General features: G+C 71.8%; 14 protein-coding genes. 8 read left to right on the top strand and 6 right to left on the bottom strand.

Translation table 11 applies throughout. The annotated features are described in order from the left end of the window. Positions 1-41: 41 nt before the first annotated feature. The 5 genes from rpsI to RI138_RS20290 all read left to right on the top strand — a co-directional run bounded on the left by rpsI (position 42) and on the right by RI138_RS20290 (position 8,033). Positions 42-578: a 30S ribosomal protein S9 gene (gene rpsI / locus RI138_RS20270; protein ID WP_398863346.1), complete on the top strand. Its 537-nt coding sequence runs from the start codon at positions 42-44 to the stop codon at positions 576-578. A gap of 263 nt (positions 579-841) precedes the next feature. Continuing rightward, the gene (glmM, locus tag RI138_RS20275) at positions 842-2,200 is read left to right on the top strand and encodes a phosphoglucosamine mutase (protein WP_096625080.1); all 1,359 of its coding nucleotides are present in this window, start codon (positions 842-844) and stop codon (positions 2,198-2,200) included. Positions 2,201-2,660: 460 nt separating this feature from the next. Continuing rightward, a complete protein-coding gene (locus RI138_RS20280) occupies positions 2,661-3,329 on the top strand; it encodes a hypothetical protein (protein WP_311121060.1) in 669 nt (222 codons plus the stop codon). 133 nt (positions 3,330-3,462) lie between these two features. Next, on the top strand, positions 3,463-5,793 hold the full coding sequence (locus RI138_RS20285; RefSeq protein ID WP_311121061.1) for a bifunctional serine/threonine-protein kinase/ABC transporter substrate-binding protein: 2,331 nt from the start codon (positions 3,463-3,465) through the stop codon (positions 5,791-5,793). Beyond that, positions 5,790-8,033 (top strand): ABC transporter substrate-binding protein, encoded by a 2,244-nt coding sequence (locus RI138_RS20290; protein WP_449343297.1) that lies wholly within the window; start codon positions 5,790-5,792, stop codon positions 8,031-8,033. The genes RI138_RS20285 and RI138_RS20290 overlap by 4 nt, the downstream gene beginning before the upstream one ends. 79 nt (positions 8,034-8,112) lie before the next feature. On the opposite strand, the gene coaA is transcribed toward RI138_RS20290, so the two are convergent. The 6 genes from coaA to RI138_RS20320 form a co-directional block, all read right to left on the bottom strand. Continuing rightward, positions 8,113-9,108, bottom strand: coding sequence for a type I pantothenate kinase (gene coaA / locus RI138_RS20295; protein WP_096630601.1), 996 nt, complete (start codon positions 9,106-9,108; stop codon positions 8,113-8,115). 186 nt (positions 9,109-9,294) lie between these two features. After that, positions 9,295-10,290, bottom strand: a complete 996-nt coding sequence (locus RI138_RS20300; protein ID WP_096630600.1) for a CU044_5270 family protein — start codon at positions 10,288-10,290, stop codon at positions 9,295-9,297. Then, positions 10,278-10,889: an RNA polymerase sigma factor gene (locus RI138_RS20305; protein ID WP_311121063.1), complete on the bottom strand. Its 612-nt coding sequence runs from the start codon at positions 10,887-10,889 to the stop codon at positions 10,278-10,280. Before RI138_RS20305 ends, RI138_RS20300 begins: the two co-directional genes overlap by 13 nt. A 154-nt stretch (positions 10,890-11,043) precedes the next feature. After that, positions 11,044-11,430 (bottom strand): VOC family protein, encoded by a 387-nt coding sequence (locus RI138_RS20310; RefSeq protein ID WP_096630597.1) that lies wholly within the window; start codon positions 11,428-11,430, stop codon positions 11,044-11,046. A 2-nt stretch (positions 11,431-11,432) separates the two neighbouring features. Next, the gene (locus RI138_RS20315; protein WP_096630595.1) at positions 11,433-11,624 is read right to left on the bottom strand and encodes a DUF397 domain-containing protein; all 192 of its coding nucleotides are present in this window, start codon (positions 11,622-11,624) and stop codon (positions 11,433-11,435) included. Continuing rightward, the gene (locus RI138_RS20320; protein ID WP_311121064.1) at positions 11,621-12,463 is read right to left on the bottom strand and encodes a helix-turn-helix domain-containing protein; all 843 of its coding nucleotides are present in this window, start codon (positions 12,461-12,463) and stop codon (positions 11,621-11,623) included. The genes RI138_RS20315 and RI138_RS20320 overlap by 4 nt, the downstream gene beginning before the upstream one ends. 138 nt (positions 12,464-12,601) lie before the next feature. Between RI138_RS20320 and RI138_RS20325 the strand changes: the two genes are divergently transcribed. From RI138_RS20325 to RI138_RS20335, 3 genes are all read left to right on the top strand, one after another. Beyond that, on the top strand, positions 12,602-13,021 hold the full coding sequence (locus RI138_RS20325; RefSeq protein WP_311121065.1) for an ATP-binding protein: 420 nt from the start codon (positions 12,602-12,604) through the stop codon (positions 13,019-13,021). A 328-nt stretch (positions 13,022-13,349) separates the two neighbouring features. Beyond that, positions 13,350-14,363: a hypothetical protein gene (locus RI138_RS20330; RefSeq protein ID WP_311121066.1), complete on the top strand. Its 1,014-nt coding sequence runs from the start codon at positions 13,350-13,352 to the stop codon at positions 14,361-14,363. Between the two features lie 174 nt (positions 14,364-14,537). Then, entirely contained in the window at positions 14,538-14,888 is a 351-nt protein-coding gene (locus RI138_RS20335) for a YciI family protein (RefSeq protein ID WP_096630585.1), read from the top strand. Positions 14,889-14,904 lie beyond the last annotated feature (16 nt).

Genomic DNA, 14,904 nt, shown 5'->3' on the forward strand with positions numbered 1-14,904 from the left:
CGGCCACCCCCAAAGACATACAGAAAGATCTGAGGAGAATCGTGGCCGAGACCACTGTTGAGACGACCACCGGCGACACGGTGGGCACCGAGGGCGAAGAGACCTTCGCCGAGGTGACCACCTTCGAGTCGGAGGTGCCCGTCGAGGGCGAGTACACCAGCGAGTCCCTCGCGGGCCGCTTCGGTGACCCGCAGCCCGCGGCCGGCCTGGGCCGTCGCAAGAACGCCATCGCCCGCGTCCGGATCGTTCCGGGCACCGGCAAGTGGAAGATCAACGGTCGCACCCTTGAGGACTACTTCCCCAACAAGGTGCACCAGCAGGAAGTCAACGAGCCCTTCAAGGTGCTTGAGCTCGACGGCCGCTACGACGTCATCGCCCGCATCTCGGGTGGCGGCGTCTCCGGTCAGGCCGGTGCCCTGCGCCTCGGCGTGGCCCGCGCGCTGAACGAGGCGGACGTGGACAACAACCGCGCCACGCTGAAGAAGGCCGGCTTCCTCTCCCGCGACGACCGTGCGGTCGAGCGCAAGAAGGCCGGTCTCAAGAAGGCCCGTAAGGCCCCGCAGTACAGCAAGCGCTAAATATCGCGCCTGCTCGACTGTCACGTTCGCCCCGGCGGCACACTCCGTGCTGCTGGGGCGTTCGTTTATCGGCCCTCGCGGGCGTATAACGGCATGAGACGTTCATCGGCCCGCACGGGACGGCAGGCCGGTGAGCGCCGCCGCGCACCTCTCTCAGGTCGGTCGTGTCACGCCATCCGACCTGCCTTTTTGCATTCTTCGTGGCACTCATTTGCTTTGCTTTGCTGTGGTTTGTGGTTTCGGAGCACTCTCGGAGGACACCAGTGGGACGACTCTTCGGTACGGACGGAGTACGCGGTGTGGCCAACGCCGATCTGACGGCTGAGCTCGCGCTCGGACTGTCGGTCGCCGCGGCGCACGTACTCGCCGAGGCGGGAACCTTCGCGGGCCATCGCCCGACCGCCGTGGTCGGACGGGATCCGCGGGCATCCGGGGAGTTTCTGGAGGCCGCCGTCGTGGCGGGCCTGGCCAGCGCCGGGGTGGACGTGCTGCGCGTGGGCGTGCTGCCGACGCCCGCCGTGGCGCATCTCACCGGCGCGCTCGGCGCGGACATCGGCGTCATGCTCTCCGCCAGCCACAACGCCATGCCGGACAACGGCATCAAGTTCTTCGCGCGCGGCGGCCACAAGCTGGCCGACGAGCTGGAGGACCGGATCGAGACGGTCTACGAGCAGCACCGCACCGGTGAGCCGTGGAGCCGTCCGACCGGCGCGGGCGTGGGTCGGGTCACCGACTACATGGAAGGCTTCGACCGGTACGTCGCCCACCTCATCGGCGTCCTGCCCAACCGGCTCGACGGGCTGAAGGTCGTCCTGGACGAGGCGCACGGCGCCGCCGCCCGGGTCTCGCCCGAGGCGTTCGCGCGAGCCGGTGCCGAGGTCGTCACCATCGGGGCCGACCCGGACGGCCTGAACATCAACGACGGCTGCGGCTCGACCCACCTGGACCTCCTGCGCGCGGCCGTCGTCGAGCACGGTGCCGACCTCGGCATCGCGCACGACGGCGACGCCGACCGCTGCCTCGCCGTGGACGCCACCGGCGAGGAGGTCGACGGCGACCAGATCCTCGCTGTTCTGGCCCTCGCGATGCGGGAGGCCGGGCAGCTGCGCAAGGACACCGTTGTCGGCACCGTGATGTCGAACCTCGGCTTCAAGATCGCCATGGAGCGCGAGGGCATCCGGCTCGTCCAGACGGCGGTCGGGGACCGGTACGTCCTGGAGTCCATGAAGGCCGAGGGCTTCGCGCTGGGCGGCGAGCAGTCCGGCCACGTCATCGTCCTGGACCACGCCACGACCGGCGACGGCACCCTGACCGGCCTGATGCTGGCGGCCCGGGTCGCCGCCACCGGCCGCAGCCTCGCCGAACTGGCCGGGGTCATGCAGCGCCTCCCGCAGGTGCTCATCAACGTCCCGGACGTCGACAAGTCCCGGGTGACCACCTCGCCCGAGCTGGCCGCGGCGGTCGCCGAGGCGGAGCGCGAGCTGGGCTCCTCCGGGCGCGTACTGCTGCGCCAGTCGGGTACGGAGCCGCTGGTACGGGTCATGGTCGAGGCCGCCGACATCGAGCAGGCGCGCGCGGTGGCGGGCCGGCTGGCCGATGTGGTGAAGTCGGCGCTCGGCTGAGCCCGCGAGCCGGCGCCCACCGGCCGGCGCGGGACGGGTCGGCCGAGAGGGCGGGCACACGTGGCCGACGGTTGCCCCGTGTGGGGCCGCCCGCGTGCGGATGAACGGGGCGCCCGCGTGGGGTCGCCCCGTTCCGTGTAGGGCGCTGGCCCGCACGCGGGCAGCCGCGGGGCGGATCGGTACGGCAGAGCGTTGACGCCACCGGACGGAGCCGCGGGAACCGCGTTCCGCCCTCAACGCGTGCTTCTCAGTGGGACGATGGCGAGGCGGGGAGAGCGTCTGCCTCAGTTGCGCATCGGGAGGAGCGACGGTGGCTCGTCGACGGGGGGCCCGCTGCGCCGGTGCAGCCGTGGCCGTGATCACGCTGGTGGTGGGGTGCTCGTCCGGTGGGGCGGACAGGCCGGGTGACGGGGGAGCGGCGGCACCTTCCGCCGGGGCGGGGGGTGACTCGGGGACGTCTGTGCCGTTACCCGGGAGCAAGAATCCGCAACCGTCGGGGTCGGCGGAGCCGCCCGCCCCTGAAAGCCTGCCGGGCACGTTCGAGGAGGCCCTGGCGCTCGCTCGTGCCGTCGCCGCCGAACCCGACGTGCTCGGTGCCGACTTCGTCCGGCAGAGCCCCTACGAGAGCGCACCGCGGACCGTGCCGGTGCTGGACCGGTCCTGCCGCTGGCAGCGCGAGGCCCTGCCGCACGAGGTACTGGCCGGGCTGTCGCGGTCGAGCGAGGCGCCCGGTGACGGTTCCGGCAGGGGGCCGCTGCGGGTGACCGCTCATGTCACCGTCTACCGGACCACCGCGCACGCCGACGCGGCGATGGCGACGTTCCTGGAGGACGCCCTGCGCTGCCCCGACCAGCGGCCCCGGCGTGGCGAACGCGTCACCTCACTCGCATCACTGGGGGAGAAGCCGGTCTTCCTCGACGCCGAGGACCACATCTTGGAGGTCGGCCGGTACACGGATGACGTGCACGGCGGCCCACACCCCTACCTCTGGGCGGCGAACCGCGTCGGCTCCGTGGTGTTCGCGGTGTCGGTCAAGGGCGCCGACGGCTACGACGCGAAGACCGTCAGCGCCACGGGCTCCGGGGCGCTGGGCAGCATGCTCACCGACGTCCGGAGGGAGCTGCGATGACCGCGCGGGCGACAACGGCCTTACGGGCGGGGGCGGTCCGGCCGGGCGCCATGCCCGCGCAGGTGGACGCGTCGGCAGCCGTAGGGGCAGGCGGGGCCGGGACAGCCGGGACGATGACGACGGGGAGTCTCTGATGGAGCCGTTGGGTGTGGGTGATCCGGCGTGGGTGGGGGGTTATCGGTTGTTGGGGCGGTTGGGTGCGGGTGGGATGGGGGTGGTGTATTTGGGGCGTTCTGTTGGTGGTGGTTTGGTTGCGTTGAAGCTTGTGCAGGCGGAGTTTGCGGGTGATGTGGGGTTTCGTGAGCGTTTTGTGCGGGAGGTGGGGGCGGCTCGTCGGGTGGTGAGTCGGTGGGCTGTGGCGGTGACGGATGCGGATGTGGGGGCGGTGCGGCCGTGGTTGGTGACGCCGTTTGTGGCGGGTCCGTCGTTGCAGGAGGCGGTGGTGGGGTGTGGGGTGTTGCCGGTGGGTGCGGTGTCGGCGTTGGGGGGGATGGTCGCGGAGGCGTTGGTGGCGGTGCATGGTGCGGGGTTGGTGCATCGTGATGTGAAGCCGGCGAACATTTTGTTGGCGTTGGACGGGCCGCGGTTGATCGATTTCGGTATCGCCCGTGCGCTCGACGACACCGCGCTCACCTCGACCGATGTGGTGGTCGGGTCGCCTGGCTTTCTCTCCCCCGAGCAGGCGCGGGCGGACGCCGACGTGATCGGCCCGCCCAGTGACGTCTTCTCGCTGGGCTGCGTCCTGGCCTACGCGGCGACCGGACGACCCCCGTTCGGCAGCGGAGCTCCCGAGGCCATGCTGTACCGCACGGTGCACGACGCGCCGGACCTCGACGGGGTGCCGCAGGAGCTGCGCCCCCTGCTGGAACGGTGCCTGGCCAAGGACCCGAAGGCCCGGCCCGGCCCGGCGGACATCGTCACCGAGTGGGCGCAGGACACGCCACAGGGCGAGGTGGCGGCCTGGCTGCCGGAGCAGGTGACCCAACTGGTCGCGGAGCGGGCCGCCGCCATGCTCGCCCTGCCCGACGTCGAGCGCACCACCGTCGACCCGGCGGCGCCCGTCGACGGTGGCGCGGTGCCCGTCGACGGTGGCGCGGTGTCCGGAGGGAGTGAGCGGGCCACGGCCGAACGGGCGGCGCAGGCGGCCGAGATCACCAGGGGCGTGGACGGCCCGACCCCCGCCGGGCCCAGCCGTCGCCGCTTTCTGACCGTTGTCTCGGGTGGCGTGGTGCTGGCCGCCGGGGGCGGGCTGGGCGCGTGGACGCTGCTGCGGTCGCCCGGCGCCACCACGGGCGCGGACAGCGGTGCCCCACGCACGTACACGATCGGGGTGCAGGCCGCCCTGACCGGCGAGCACCGCCGGGCAGGGCGCGCACAGCAGCGCGGCGTGGAGCTGGCCGTAGCCGAGTTCAACGCCCGTGAGGGTCAGCCGTTCCGGCTGAAGGTCAGGGCTCTCGACGACGCCGACGGCCCGGAGCGAGCGGTGCGCGTGGCGGAGGAGTTCGCCGCCGACCGTTCTGTGCTCGCCGTGATCGGGCCGACCACGGACGAGGCCGTCAGCGCGGTCGTCGGGGTGTACGACGAGGCGCTGCTGCCGTTGCTCTCGGTCTCCGCCCAGGTGAACTTCTCCAGCGTCACCCCGCACGCGACCTATCTGCACACCCGCCCCACCACCGGCGGTCAGGGGTGGGCGATCGGTCTCTACGGCGAGGCGGCGTCCGACATCGGCCGAACCGGTGTGATCACCGACCGGACCGTCGACCTCTACAGCCAGCAGATCACCCAGATCGCGCTCACCGCCCTGCGGAAGAAGCAGGAAGTGGTTCCGCGGGTGGTGCCCGCCGGTACCGAGGACTTCGCTCCCGTGGTCGCTCACATGCTGGCGGAGAAGGTGGACTCGGTGGTGTTCACCGGGTCCTGGGCCGCGGCCGCGAGTGTGGCGAAGGAGCTGCGCAGGCGGCGATTCACCGGCCCGCGCATCGCGACCGAACTCGCCCTCGACCCACGCTTCCTGGAGCGGGCGGGCGACGCGGCCGAGGGGTGGCTGATCACCTCCGCCACCATTGACGCGACAGCGAAGGGCGAGGCGGCGACGTTCGCCGCAGCCCACCGCCGGCGCTTCGGCGCGCCGCCCGCCCCGTACGCGGCGGAGGCCTACGACGTCGTCGGCCTGGTGGCCGACAGCCTGCGCGACATCGCCGGTGGCGGCGGCTCCCCGGCCGCTTCGTCCAGCGGCAGGCCCTCCCCGCGCGCTTCGTCCGGTGACACCGCCATCGACCGGGAACGCCTGCTGGAGCGGCTGCGCAGGGCCGACCGCCCCGGTATCACCAAGCGTTTGGAGATCGACGGGAAGACCGGACGGTTCCACATCACCAGGGAGAACAGCGGGATGTTCCTCCACCGCGTCGAGGGCGGCGGGTTCAGGTTCCTCGGTGACGTGGTCGGCGTGATCGGGCAGCTGTGAAGCCCCTGGGTGTGGGTGATCCCGTGTGGGTGGGGGGTTATCGGTTGTTGGGGCGGTTGGGTGCGGGTGGGATGGGGGTGGTGTATTTGGGGCGTTCTGTTGGTGGTGGTTTGGTTGCGTTGAAGCTTGTGCAGGCGGAGTTTGCGGGTGATGTGGGGTTTCGTGAGCGTTTTGTGCGGGAGGTGGGGGCGGCTCGTCGGGTGGTGAGTCGGTGGGCTGTGGCGGTGACGGATGCGGATGTGGGGGCGGTGCGGCCGTGGTTGGTGACGCCGTTCGTGGCGGGTCCGTCGTTGCAGGAGGCGGTGGTGGGGTGTGGGGTGTTGCCGGTGGGTGCGGTGTCGGCGTTGGGGGGGATGGTCGCGGAGGCGTTGGTGGCGGTGCATGGTGCGGGGTTGGTGCATCGTGATGTGAAGCCGGCGAACATTTTGTTGGCGTTGGACGGGCCGCGGTTGATCGATTTCGGTATCGCCCGTGCGCTCGACGACACCGCGCTCACCTCGACCGATGTGGTGGTCGGGTCGCCTGGCTTTCTCTCCCCCGAGCAGGCGCGGGCGGACGCCGACGTGATCGGCCCGCCCAGTGACGTCTTCTCGCTGGGCTGTGTCCTGGCCTACGCGGCGACCGGACGGCGGCCCTTCGGCTCGGGCCCCCCGGCAGTGCTGCTGTACCGCACGGTGCACGACGCGCCGGACCTCGACGGGGTGCCGCAGGAACTGCGCCCCCTACTGGAGGAGTGCCTGGCCAAGGACCCCGAACAGCGCCCCGACGCCGCCGGGCTGCGGAGCCGTCTCCTCCCGGGCGAGTTGTCGGCTCCGGGCCCCGGATGGCTCCCGGAGCCGGTTCTCCGGCTGGTCACCGCCCGTGCGGCGGCGATGCTCGACCTTCCGGGAATCCCGCCGACGGAGATCTCCCGGCCGAAGAAGGACGACCCCACTGCCACCGGGACGCCGCAGCCGGGAGACCCCCCATCCGGCCCGGCCGCCACCCCCGAACACCCCGCCCCCGAACACTCCGCCCCGCCGGAGCGGCCCGACCCCGCCACCCCGACCCGCCGACGCTTCCTGACCGTCGCCTCGGCGGGCGGCGCGGTGCTGGCGGCCGGGGGATTCGCCCTCTGGCGCGGCCTCGTGGACCAGCGTGACACCGGCCGTGGGCCGTCGCGGGTCCCCCCGCGCCGCACGATCGCCGTGCACGCCGACCTCTCCGGGCCGGACGCCGCCACCGGCAAGGCTCAGGAACGGGGCGCCCGGCTCGCCGTCGAACAGTTCAACGCGGGCCCCGACCGCCCCTTCACTCTGGCGCTGACCGTCCGTGACGATGCCGGAGACCCCGCGCGGGCCGTGGAGGTGGCCGAGGAGCTGACCGCCGCCCGCTCGGTCCTCGCCGTGGTCGGACCGACCACCGGCACCACCTGCAAAGCGGCCGTCGGCACCTACAGCGCCGCCCAGCTCCCCCTGGTATCCGTCTCGGTGGGCACCACAGAGGTGTCGTCCACCGAGCACACTGCGTATCTGCGGACCCGCGCCACGGACGCGGAGGCGGCACTGGTGCTGATCGCCCACCTGGTCGGCGAGGTCGGCGCCCGGCGGACCGCACTGGTTCACGACGAGGCCGCAGGTGACGACTCCTGGGATGTCCTCCAGGGCATCCACCGCGGTATGGAGTCCGGCGGACACGGACTGGTACGGCACACCGCCGAGACGAGCACCGAGGACTTCGGCCCCCTGGTCGGAAAGCTCCTCGACGACGGGGTCGACGCGCTGGTGTTCGGTGGCCGTCGTGCCAGGGGCGCCCGGTTCGCCCGCGCGCTGCGGCAGCGGGGATTCACCGGGGCCAGGCTCGGCACACAGGCGCTGCTCGACCCCGGGTTCCCCGAGCAGGCCGGAGCGGCCGCCGAGGGATGGGTACTGGGCTCGGCCGTCGTCGACGCGACCGGCAAGCCCGAGGCCAGGGACTTCACCGCGGCTCACCAGGAGCGTTACGGTGACCCGCCTGCCCTCTACGCCGCCGAGGCGTTCGACACGGTCCACCTGATCGCTCAGGCCGTGCGCGCGCTCGGCGAGGAGAGCGTCGAGCGCCGCGCCCTGGCCCGCAGGCTGCCCCGGACCTCCCACCGTGGCGTGTCGAAGACGTTCACCTTCCGGGAAGGCTCCGCGGCGCCGGTGCAGGAGGACAACGCGTTCCTCATCCGCGTGGAGGAGGGCCGCTTCCGCTACCTCGGAGGACTCGGGGACAGCTGACCACGTCCGGTGCTCCGCTGCGGCGCGTCCGGCCGTGCCCCGGTCGGCGTACGCGACCCGGTCGGTGTACGAGAGCGGGTCAGAGCTTGCGCAGGGAGAGCCTCTGGACCTTGTGGTCCGGTCCCTTGCGGAGGACCAGGGTGGCACGGCCGCGCGTCGGAGCCACGTTCTCCAGCAGGTTCGGCTTGTTGATGGTCCGCCACATGGTGCGCGCGTACTCCAGCGCCTCCTCCTCGGAGACCTGGGTGTACTTGCGGAAGTACGAGGACGGGTCCTGGAACGCCGTGGCGCGCAGCTTGCGGAAGCGGCTGAGGTACCAGTTCTCGATGTCGTCGGCGCGCGCGTCCACGTACACGCTGAAGTCGAAGTAGTCCGCCAGCCCGACCCTGGTGCGCCCGTCCCGGCCCGGCAGGGCTGGCTGGAGGACGTTGAGCCCCTCCACGATGAGGATGTCCGGGCGGCGGACGGTGAGCCGCTCGCCGGGAACGATGTCGTAGATCAGGTGCGAGTAGACGGGCGCGGTCACCTCGTCCTTGCCCGCCTTGATGTCCGCGACGAACCGGGTCAGCGCCCGCCGGTCGTACGACTCCGGGAACCCCTTGCGCGAGGTCAGCCCGCGCGCCCGCAGCTCCTTCATCGGCAGCAGGAACCCGTCCGTGGTCACCAGCTCCACGCGAGGGTGCTCCGGCCAGCGGGCCAGCAGCGCCTGGAGGATACGGGCGCTGGTGGACTTGCCCACGGCGACACTGCCCGCGACCCCTATGACGAACGGGGTGCCGCGCTGCTCCCCGTGCCCGTTCCCGGCGTCCCCGAGGAAGGTGTTCAGCGCGCCGCGCAGCCCGGAGGTGGCCTGGACGTACAGGTTGAGGAGCCGGGAGAGCGGCAAATAGACGTCCCGCACCTCGTCCAGGTCGATGACGTCACCGAGACCCCGCAGCCGCTCCACCTCGTCGGCGGTCAGCGGCAGCGGGGTCTTGTCCCGCAGGGCGCTCCACTCGTCGCGCGAGAGGTCGACGTAGGGGGTCGGCGCATGCTCGGTGCGACGCTGCGGGCTCCGTGCGGGCGAAGTGATCACACGTTCATTGTTGCGGGAGTTTGAACGGAGCGGGGGGTGGGGTCGGTCACGTGGGTGTCGGGGCGGTGCCCCTGGCAGCGGACGTCCACGGCCAGGGGCCTCGCCGGAGGCCCACGGTCGCGGGCCCGGTGTCCGCTCCCTGTGCCGGACACCGGGCCCGCGACCGGGTGTGTGCGAGCCGTACGGTCAGGGCTTCTGGCCCTTGGCGTCGACGACGGCCGCTCTGGTCCTCGCGACGTTGATCAGGATGTCGCCGCGTTCGTGGACCGTGGGCTCGATGCCGTCGGGTCGGGAGACCTCGTGTGTCCTGGTGACGACGTCGCGTTCTCCCGCGTAGCTGTAGTCCACCGGGTCGATGAGGATCTCGCGCCGGGTGTCCCCCTGGTCGTAGTCGCGGGTCACGGCGATGACCTGGCGGCCGGAGGCGTCCCTGATCAGGTGGTCGGTCACCTCTACGCCGCCGACCGTGGCCATCGCCCGGTAGATCCTGGCCATCGCGTCGGGCGGGAGCGGGTACGACCCCAGCAGGACCGACAGGGCGCGGAAGCTGTGCTCGTCCTTGGCCTCGGGCGGGCCGTCGGGGCCGCTGCCGGTGGGGAACACCTTCCGCAGTTTCGCGAGCAGCGCCTCGGGGTCCTCCGGCAGGTCAGCGGCGATGCGGTAGGACTCGCGGGCGGTCCGGTAGTCGGTGTCGGACTCGTCGTTCTCCGCGGCTTTGTCGTCGTACGGGACCCAGGAGTCCGGGCTGTAGGACCACTGCATGTCCTCCCGGATCTCGGCGGGCAGCTCCGCCCACTGCTCCGCCTGCTCGGGATTCTCCTCCCGGAGGTAGATCCACTGGTCCGACCGGGGCTCCGGAGGCACCTCCTGCCGGTCCAGGAAGTCCGCAGCCCGGCCCAGGGCGGCGGACGGGCTGGACAGGTCGAGGTCGCCCGTCACGGTCGCCGGTCCCGACTGCCGGGGGTCCGAGGTGTCGACGACCTGGGTGACGAAGAGCGCCGCCGCGGTGATCGCCACCACCGCGCCGAGCGAGGCGATCCGCCAGTCGGCCCGCGCCCGGAAGGTGCGGCGGCCCCTGCCCGCGATGGTGCCGGTGAGCCGCTCGCGGCCCGGGGCGAGGGCTGCACGGTCGGGTACGGGGGCATCGGCGCGCAGCTCCCGCAGCTGGGTCATTTCGTCCATGATGGGGTCAGCTCCTGTTCGGCCGAGACGAACGTGGGATCGGTGCTCAGAGCCTCGCGCACCTTGCGGCGGGCCCGGTTCAGTCGGGATCTGACCGTGCCCAGCGGTATCCGCAGTGCGTCGGCCACCTCCTGGTAGCCGAGGTCCGCCCAGGCGACGAGCAGCAGGACGTGCCGGTCGCCGGGCGAGAGCGTGGCCAGCGCGCCCGCGAGGGGGGCCTGGACGGCGATCCGGTCGTCGGAGCGGTCGCTCCAGGACGCGGCCACCGGGTCGTGGCCCGTCCGGGCCAGCGCCTTCAGCGCGCGGACCTCGCTGCGGCGGTGCTTGCCGATCAGGTTGGCCGCGATGCCGTACAGCCAGGGCCTGGCCAGCCGGTGGGACGTGTCGTAGCGGTCCCGGGTGCGGAACGCGATCAGGAACGTCTCCGCCGTGATGTCGTCCGCTGCGCCCTCTCCGAGGCGGCGGGCGGCGTAGCGGTGGATGTCCGGGGCGTGCCGGTCGTACAGCCCGGCGAACAGCTCGGGTTCGTCGAGAGACTGCGTGATGACGACGGCGTCGTCGCGTTCGGTGCCTGGGCGGGCCGGAGGTGGTCCGGTCACTGCGCCTCCAGGGGTGTGTCGGTCGGTGTGGCTGTCATCCCTGTTGTCCGCAGTGGCCGGAAAGGTTCACGGGCGGAACGGTTCACGGGCGGTGGGGCGTCCCGCGAGACGTTCCACCGCCCGTCCGCCCGTTCCGCGCGCGGGCCCGCCCGCCCTACGCGTCCTGCGGATACCAGCGCAGTTCGACCGTGTTGCCGTCCGGGTCGAGCACGTAGACCGAGGTGGCCGAGCCCCGGGCCCCGAAGCGGGGGACCGGGCCCTCCTTCACCGTGAACACCCCGGAGTCGATGACCTCCTGCCAGTCGAGCGGGTCGACGACGAGGCAGATGTGGTCCACGTTCGACTCGCCGCGCGGACGGTCGATCAGGTCGATGATCGTGGTCGGGCTGACCCGGACCGAGGGGAACGGCACCTTGCCCGCCCGCCACTCATCGACCCGTACGGGCTCCAGGCCGAGCGGTCCGCAGTAGAACGCGATGGCCCGCTCCACGTCCCCGACATTGAGGACGAGGTGGTCGAAGTCCTTGACGTGTACGGGCATGGTCAGGACTCCGACGCGTAGGCGATGAAGTCGTTCCAGGCGGCCGGTCCGAAGCCGAGGTGGGGTCCGTCGGTGGGGAGCTGCTTGGAGTCGCGTACGTGGATGGTGGTGGGGGCGGTGGCGACCTCGACGCAGGAGGGGCCGTCGTTGGTGCTGTAGCTGCTCTTGAACCAGTTCAGCTCGGTGGCTCTCATGTCTCTCCCAGCAGTTTCTCGATGAATTCCCGCGACAGCCGGGGCGTGAGGGCCTGCGACCGGATCAGGTTGTAGCGCATCTCCAGGATCTGCACCTGCCTCGGATCGGAGATCAGCCCGCTGATGAGCTGAACCTCGTTGAGCCCGACGGTCTTTCCGTCCTTCAGCTTAAGGATGCGGTGCGAGCCGCCGAGACCCGCGTGCTCCTCCGCCTCCATAGGCATGACTTGGATCTCGACATGCCGCAACTGGCTCAGGTCAAGCAGGCGTTCGAGCTGGCGTCGCAGGACCGTTCTGCCCCCGGTCTGCCTCCGGAGCGTCGACTCCTCCTGGACGAAGGTGAGCAGCGGCGCGGGCCTACGTTCGAAGACCACCTGCCGGGCCATGCGCGCGGCCACCAGGCGCTCGATGTCGTCCTCGCTGTACGCGGGCCGCCGCTGCCTGTACAGCGCACGTGCGTACTCCTCGGTCTGAAGCAGCCCGTCGATCACGCCGTTCGCGTACGAGCCGAGCTCGACCGCCTCCGCCTCCAGCTTCGTCAGGTCGCGGACCTTCCTCGGATACCGGGCCTCCTCCACGTCCTTCTTCATCGCCGCGATCTTGCCGCCCGCGCCCACGACGTCGTCCGTCCGGTCCAGGAACTCCGGCTTCGGGATGCGCCGCCCGCCCTCGACCTTGAAGACGAGGTTCTCGCTGTACCCGATGGCCGTGCCCAGTTCGGCGGCGCGCAGGCCGGCGGCCTCGCGCCAGAGCTTGACCTGCCGGCCGACCGCCGCGATGACCGCGCCCGAGTCGTCCTCCAGGCCGAACTCCTGGTCCTCTTCGTTTCCGTCAGCCATCTGCCGACCCGCTTCCAGCCGTGTGCCCGTGCGCGGACACCGTACGAACGGGACAGGGCTGTACACCCCAGGGACAGTGACAGTCCGTACCCGTGCCAATACTTCTCAGGGTAGATACGCGCCGACACGCTGAGTGACATGAACCAAGAAATCACCCAACCGAGGGCGCGCACCGGACAGTTCGCCGTCCAGCTCTCCGCCACCCGCCGGGGCGCCCGGCTCGCCCGTCTGCTGGCGACCGAGCAACTGCGGTCCTGGGGGCTGCCGCTGGAGGACGCGAGCCTCGTCATCGGGGAGCTGGCGACCAACGCGGCGCTGCACGGGTACGTCCCCGGGCGGGACTTCCGCATCCTGCTGAGCGTGTACGACGACGTGCTGCGGATCGAGGTCGCCGACACCCGGGGTGACCGGGACCCGGTGAAGCGGGAGCCCCCCGGCGATTCCGAGGGCGGGCGCGGGCTGTTGCTCGTGGAGGCGCTGTCGGTGCGGTGGGGCACTGAGCACGGGCCGTTTCCGCGCAAGACGGTCTGGGCGGAGGTGGCGCTCACCGGATCGTGACAGCCGCGACCCGGTGGGGCGGGGTGGGGGGAGCCGGGGCGGGAGTGACCGGGTCGCGGTGGACCGCGTCCCGGTGGCCCGCGACGTAAAAGCTTTTAATTACCCGTCTTTGAATACGGGAGAAATAACCCGACCCAACCCTGTGCGGGCCCGCGTCAGTACGTGCGAGGCGTCTCACTCACACGGGTGAAGTGTGCCAACCGGGCTGGATTTTCGCCCTGTTGGCGGGCATATGCTCACGCTGACCACCACCAGACATGAGACGGCCCCCGGCCGGGACTGGCATCCCGACCGAAGGCCTGACCACCGAGGAAGCAGGATCTTCCCGATGGGTACCCAGCAGATTAGCGCGCCCTCGCGCGCCCCGTACTTCGGCGTCGTCCACTTCAACATCCGCCTGACCGACGGTTACACGATCGTCTCCAACCGGCTCTCCCAGCACCGGGGCCTGTCCCTGCTGGCGATCGGCCTCGGCACGCACATCCAGTCGCTGCCGGACGGGTGGCGGGTCGGCATCAAAGCGCTCGCCGCGGACTTCCCGGAGAGCGAGACCCGCATCGCCGCCGCGCTGCGCGAGCTGGAGCAGCACGGATTCCTCAGCCGCGTCCTGGAACGCGTCAAGGGCGGCAAGCTGGCCACGCGCACGGTGTTCTACAACCACCCGGACGCGGCGGGCCGGGCAGCGGGGACCCCGCCCCCGCCCCCGCCCGCGCCGGCGCGGGAGCCGGAGCCCGAAGCCGTACCGGCGCGTGAGCCGGTGCCCACGCCCGTGCGTGAGCCGGTGCCTACGCCCGTGCGTGAGTCGGTGCCCACGCCCGTGCGTGAGTCGGTGCCCGAAACCGTACGTGCGCTGGAGCCCGCGCCCGTACCGGAGGAACGCGTTCCCGCTCCCGTGCCCCGGCTCGTGCCCCCGCCCACCGCGCCCCGGCAGCAGCGGCCGCCGCTGCCCGGTCCGTGCCGCCCCACCGAGGCCTTGAACGCGGCGGCGGCCGACCTGCTCGCCGGGCTCCGGCGTACCGCGCCGCTGTTCGTCCTCTCCGAGGAGGACGTCCGGCGGCTCGTTCCCGGGGTCGCGGCCTGGCTGGAGCGGGGGATGCGGCCCGACGCGGTACGGGAGGCGCTCACCGACGATCCGCCCGTACCGCTCAGGTACCCGGCGAAGCTGCTGCGCCACCGGCTGACCGCGCTCCTCCCGCCGCCCCTGCCCGTTGCCGCGCCGATCGTGCCCCTGGTGAACTGCGACGGCTGCGACCGGGGTTTCCGGTCACCGGTGCCGGGCCTGTGCCGGGAGTGCGCCGAGGCCCGTGGGGGCGCGGACGAGCCGTGGGGCCTGAGCGCATGAAAGGGGGGCGGAGGGTGATCATGTCCGCACCGGCGAACCGGGTGGGCGCCCAGCAGTAGAAGGACCGCCGGAATTCTTTCCGGCGGCCTGTCGATCGGGGCCCGGTCCGTTCGTCGTCAAGGTGTAAGCAGCCCCGCAGGGGGCTCGGAACACCCATACGACAGGAGTCGGACCATGAAGTACATGCTGCTGATCCACAGCGGGGCCGTCGACGAGCAGGGCGGGGCGCCGCAGTGCACCGTCGAGGACTGGATGGCCTACGACAAGGACGTACGCGACGCGGGGATTCTCGTCTCCGGGGAGTCGCTGGCCGACCTCGTGACCGCGACCACCGTGCGGGTCTCGCCGACCGGGGAGCGGACGGTGACGGACGGGCCGTTCGCGGAGACGCGGGAGCTGCTGGGCGGGTTCCTGGTCATCGATGTGCCGGACCTCGATGCCGCCCTCGACTGGGCCGCCCGCTGCCCCGGTGCGCGGGACGGCGGCTCGGTCGTCGTCCGGCCGGTCGCGGACTTCGGGGGCTGAGAACGGTGGCGGGCGA

The organism is Streptomyces durocortorensis (genome assembly GCF_031760065.1).
In the GTDB taxonomy this organism is placed as follows: domain Bacteria; phylum Actinomycetota; class Actinomycetes; order Streptomycetales; family Streptomycetaceae; genus Streptomyces.

Coding starts and splice junctions, on each gene's coding strand:
- RI138_RS20285 (WP_311121061.1), top strand. CDS start 3,463: ATGGAGCCGTTGGGTGTGGGTGATCCGGCGTGGGTGGGGGGTTATCGG.
- RI138_RS20300 (WP_096630600.1), bottom strand. CDS start 10,290: ATGGACGAAATGACCCAGCTGCGGGAGCTGCGCGCCGATGCCCCCGTA.
- RI138_RS20310 (WP_096630597.1), bottom strand. CDS start 11,430: ATGCCCGTACACGTCAAGGACTTCGACCACCTCGTCCTCAATGTCGGG.
- RI138_RS20315 (WP_096630595.1), bottom strand. CDS start 11,624: ATGAGAGCCACCGAGCTGAACTGGTTCAAGAGCAGCTACAGCACCAAC.
- RI138_RS20320 (WP_311121064.1), bottom strand. CDS start 12,463: ATGGCTGACGGAAACGAAGAGGACCAGGAGTTCGGCCTGGAGGACGAC.
- RI138_RS20325 (WP_311121065.1), top strand. CDS start 12,602: ATGAACCAAGAAATCACCCAACCGAGGGCGCGCACCGGACAGTTCGCC.
- RI138_RS20330 (WP_311121066.1), top strand. CDS start 13,350: ATGGGTACCCAGCAGATTAGCGCGCCCTCGCGCGCCCCGTACTTCGGC.
- RI138_RS20335 (WP_096630585.1), top strand. CDS start 14,538: ATGAAGTACATGCTGCTGATCCACAGCGGGGCCGTCGACGAGCAGGGC.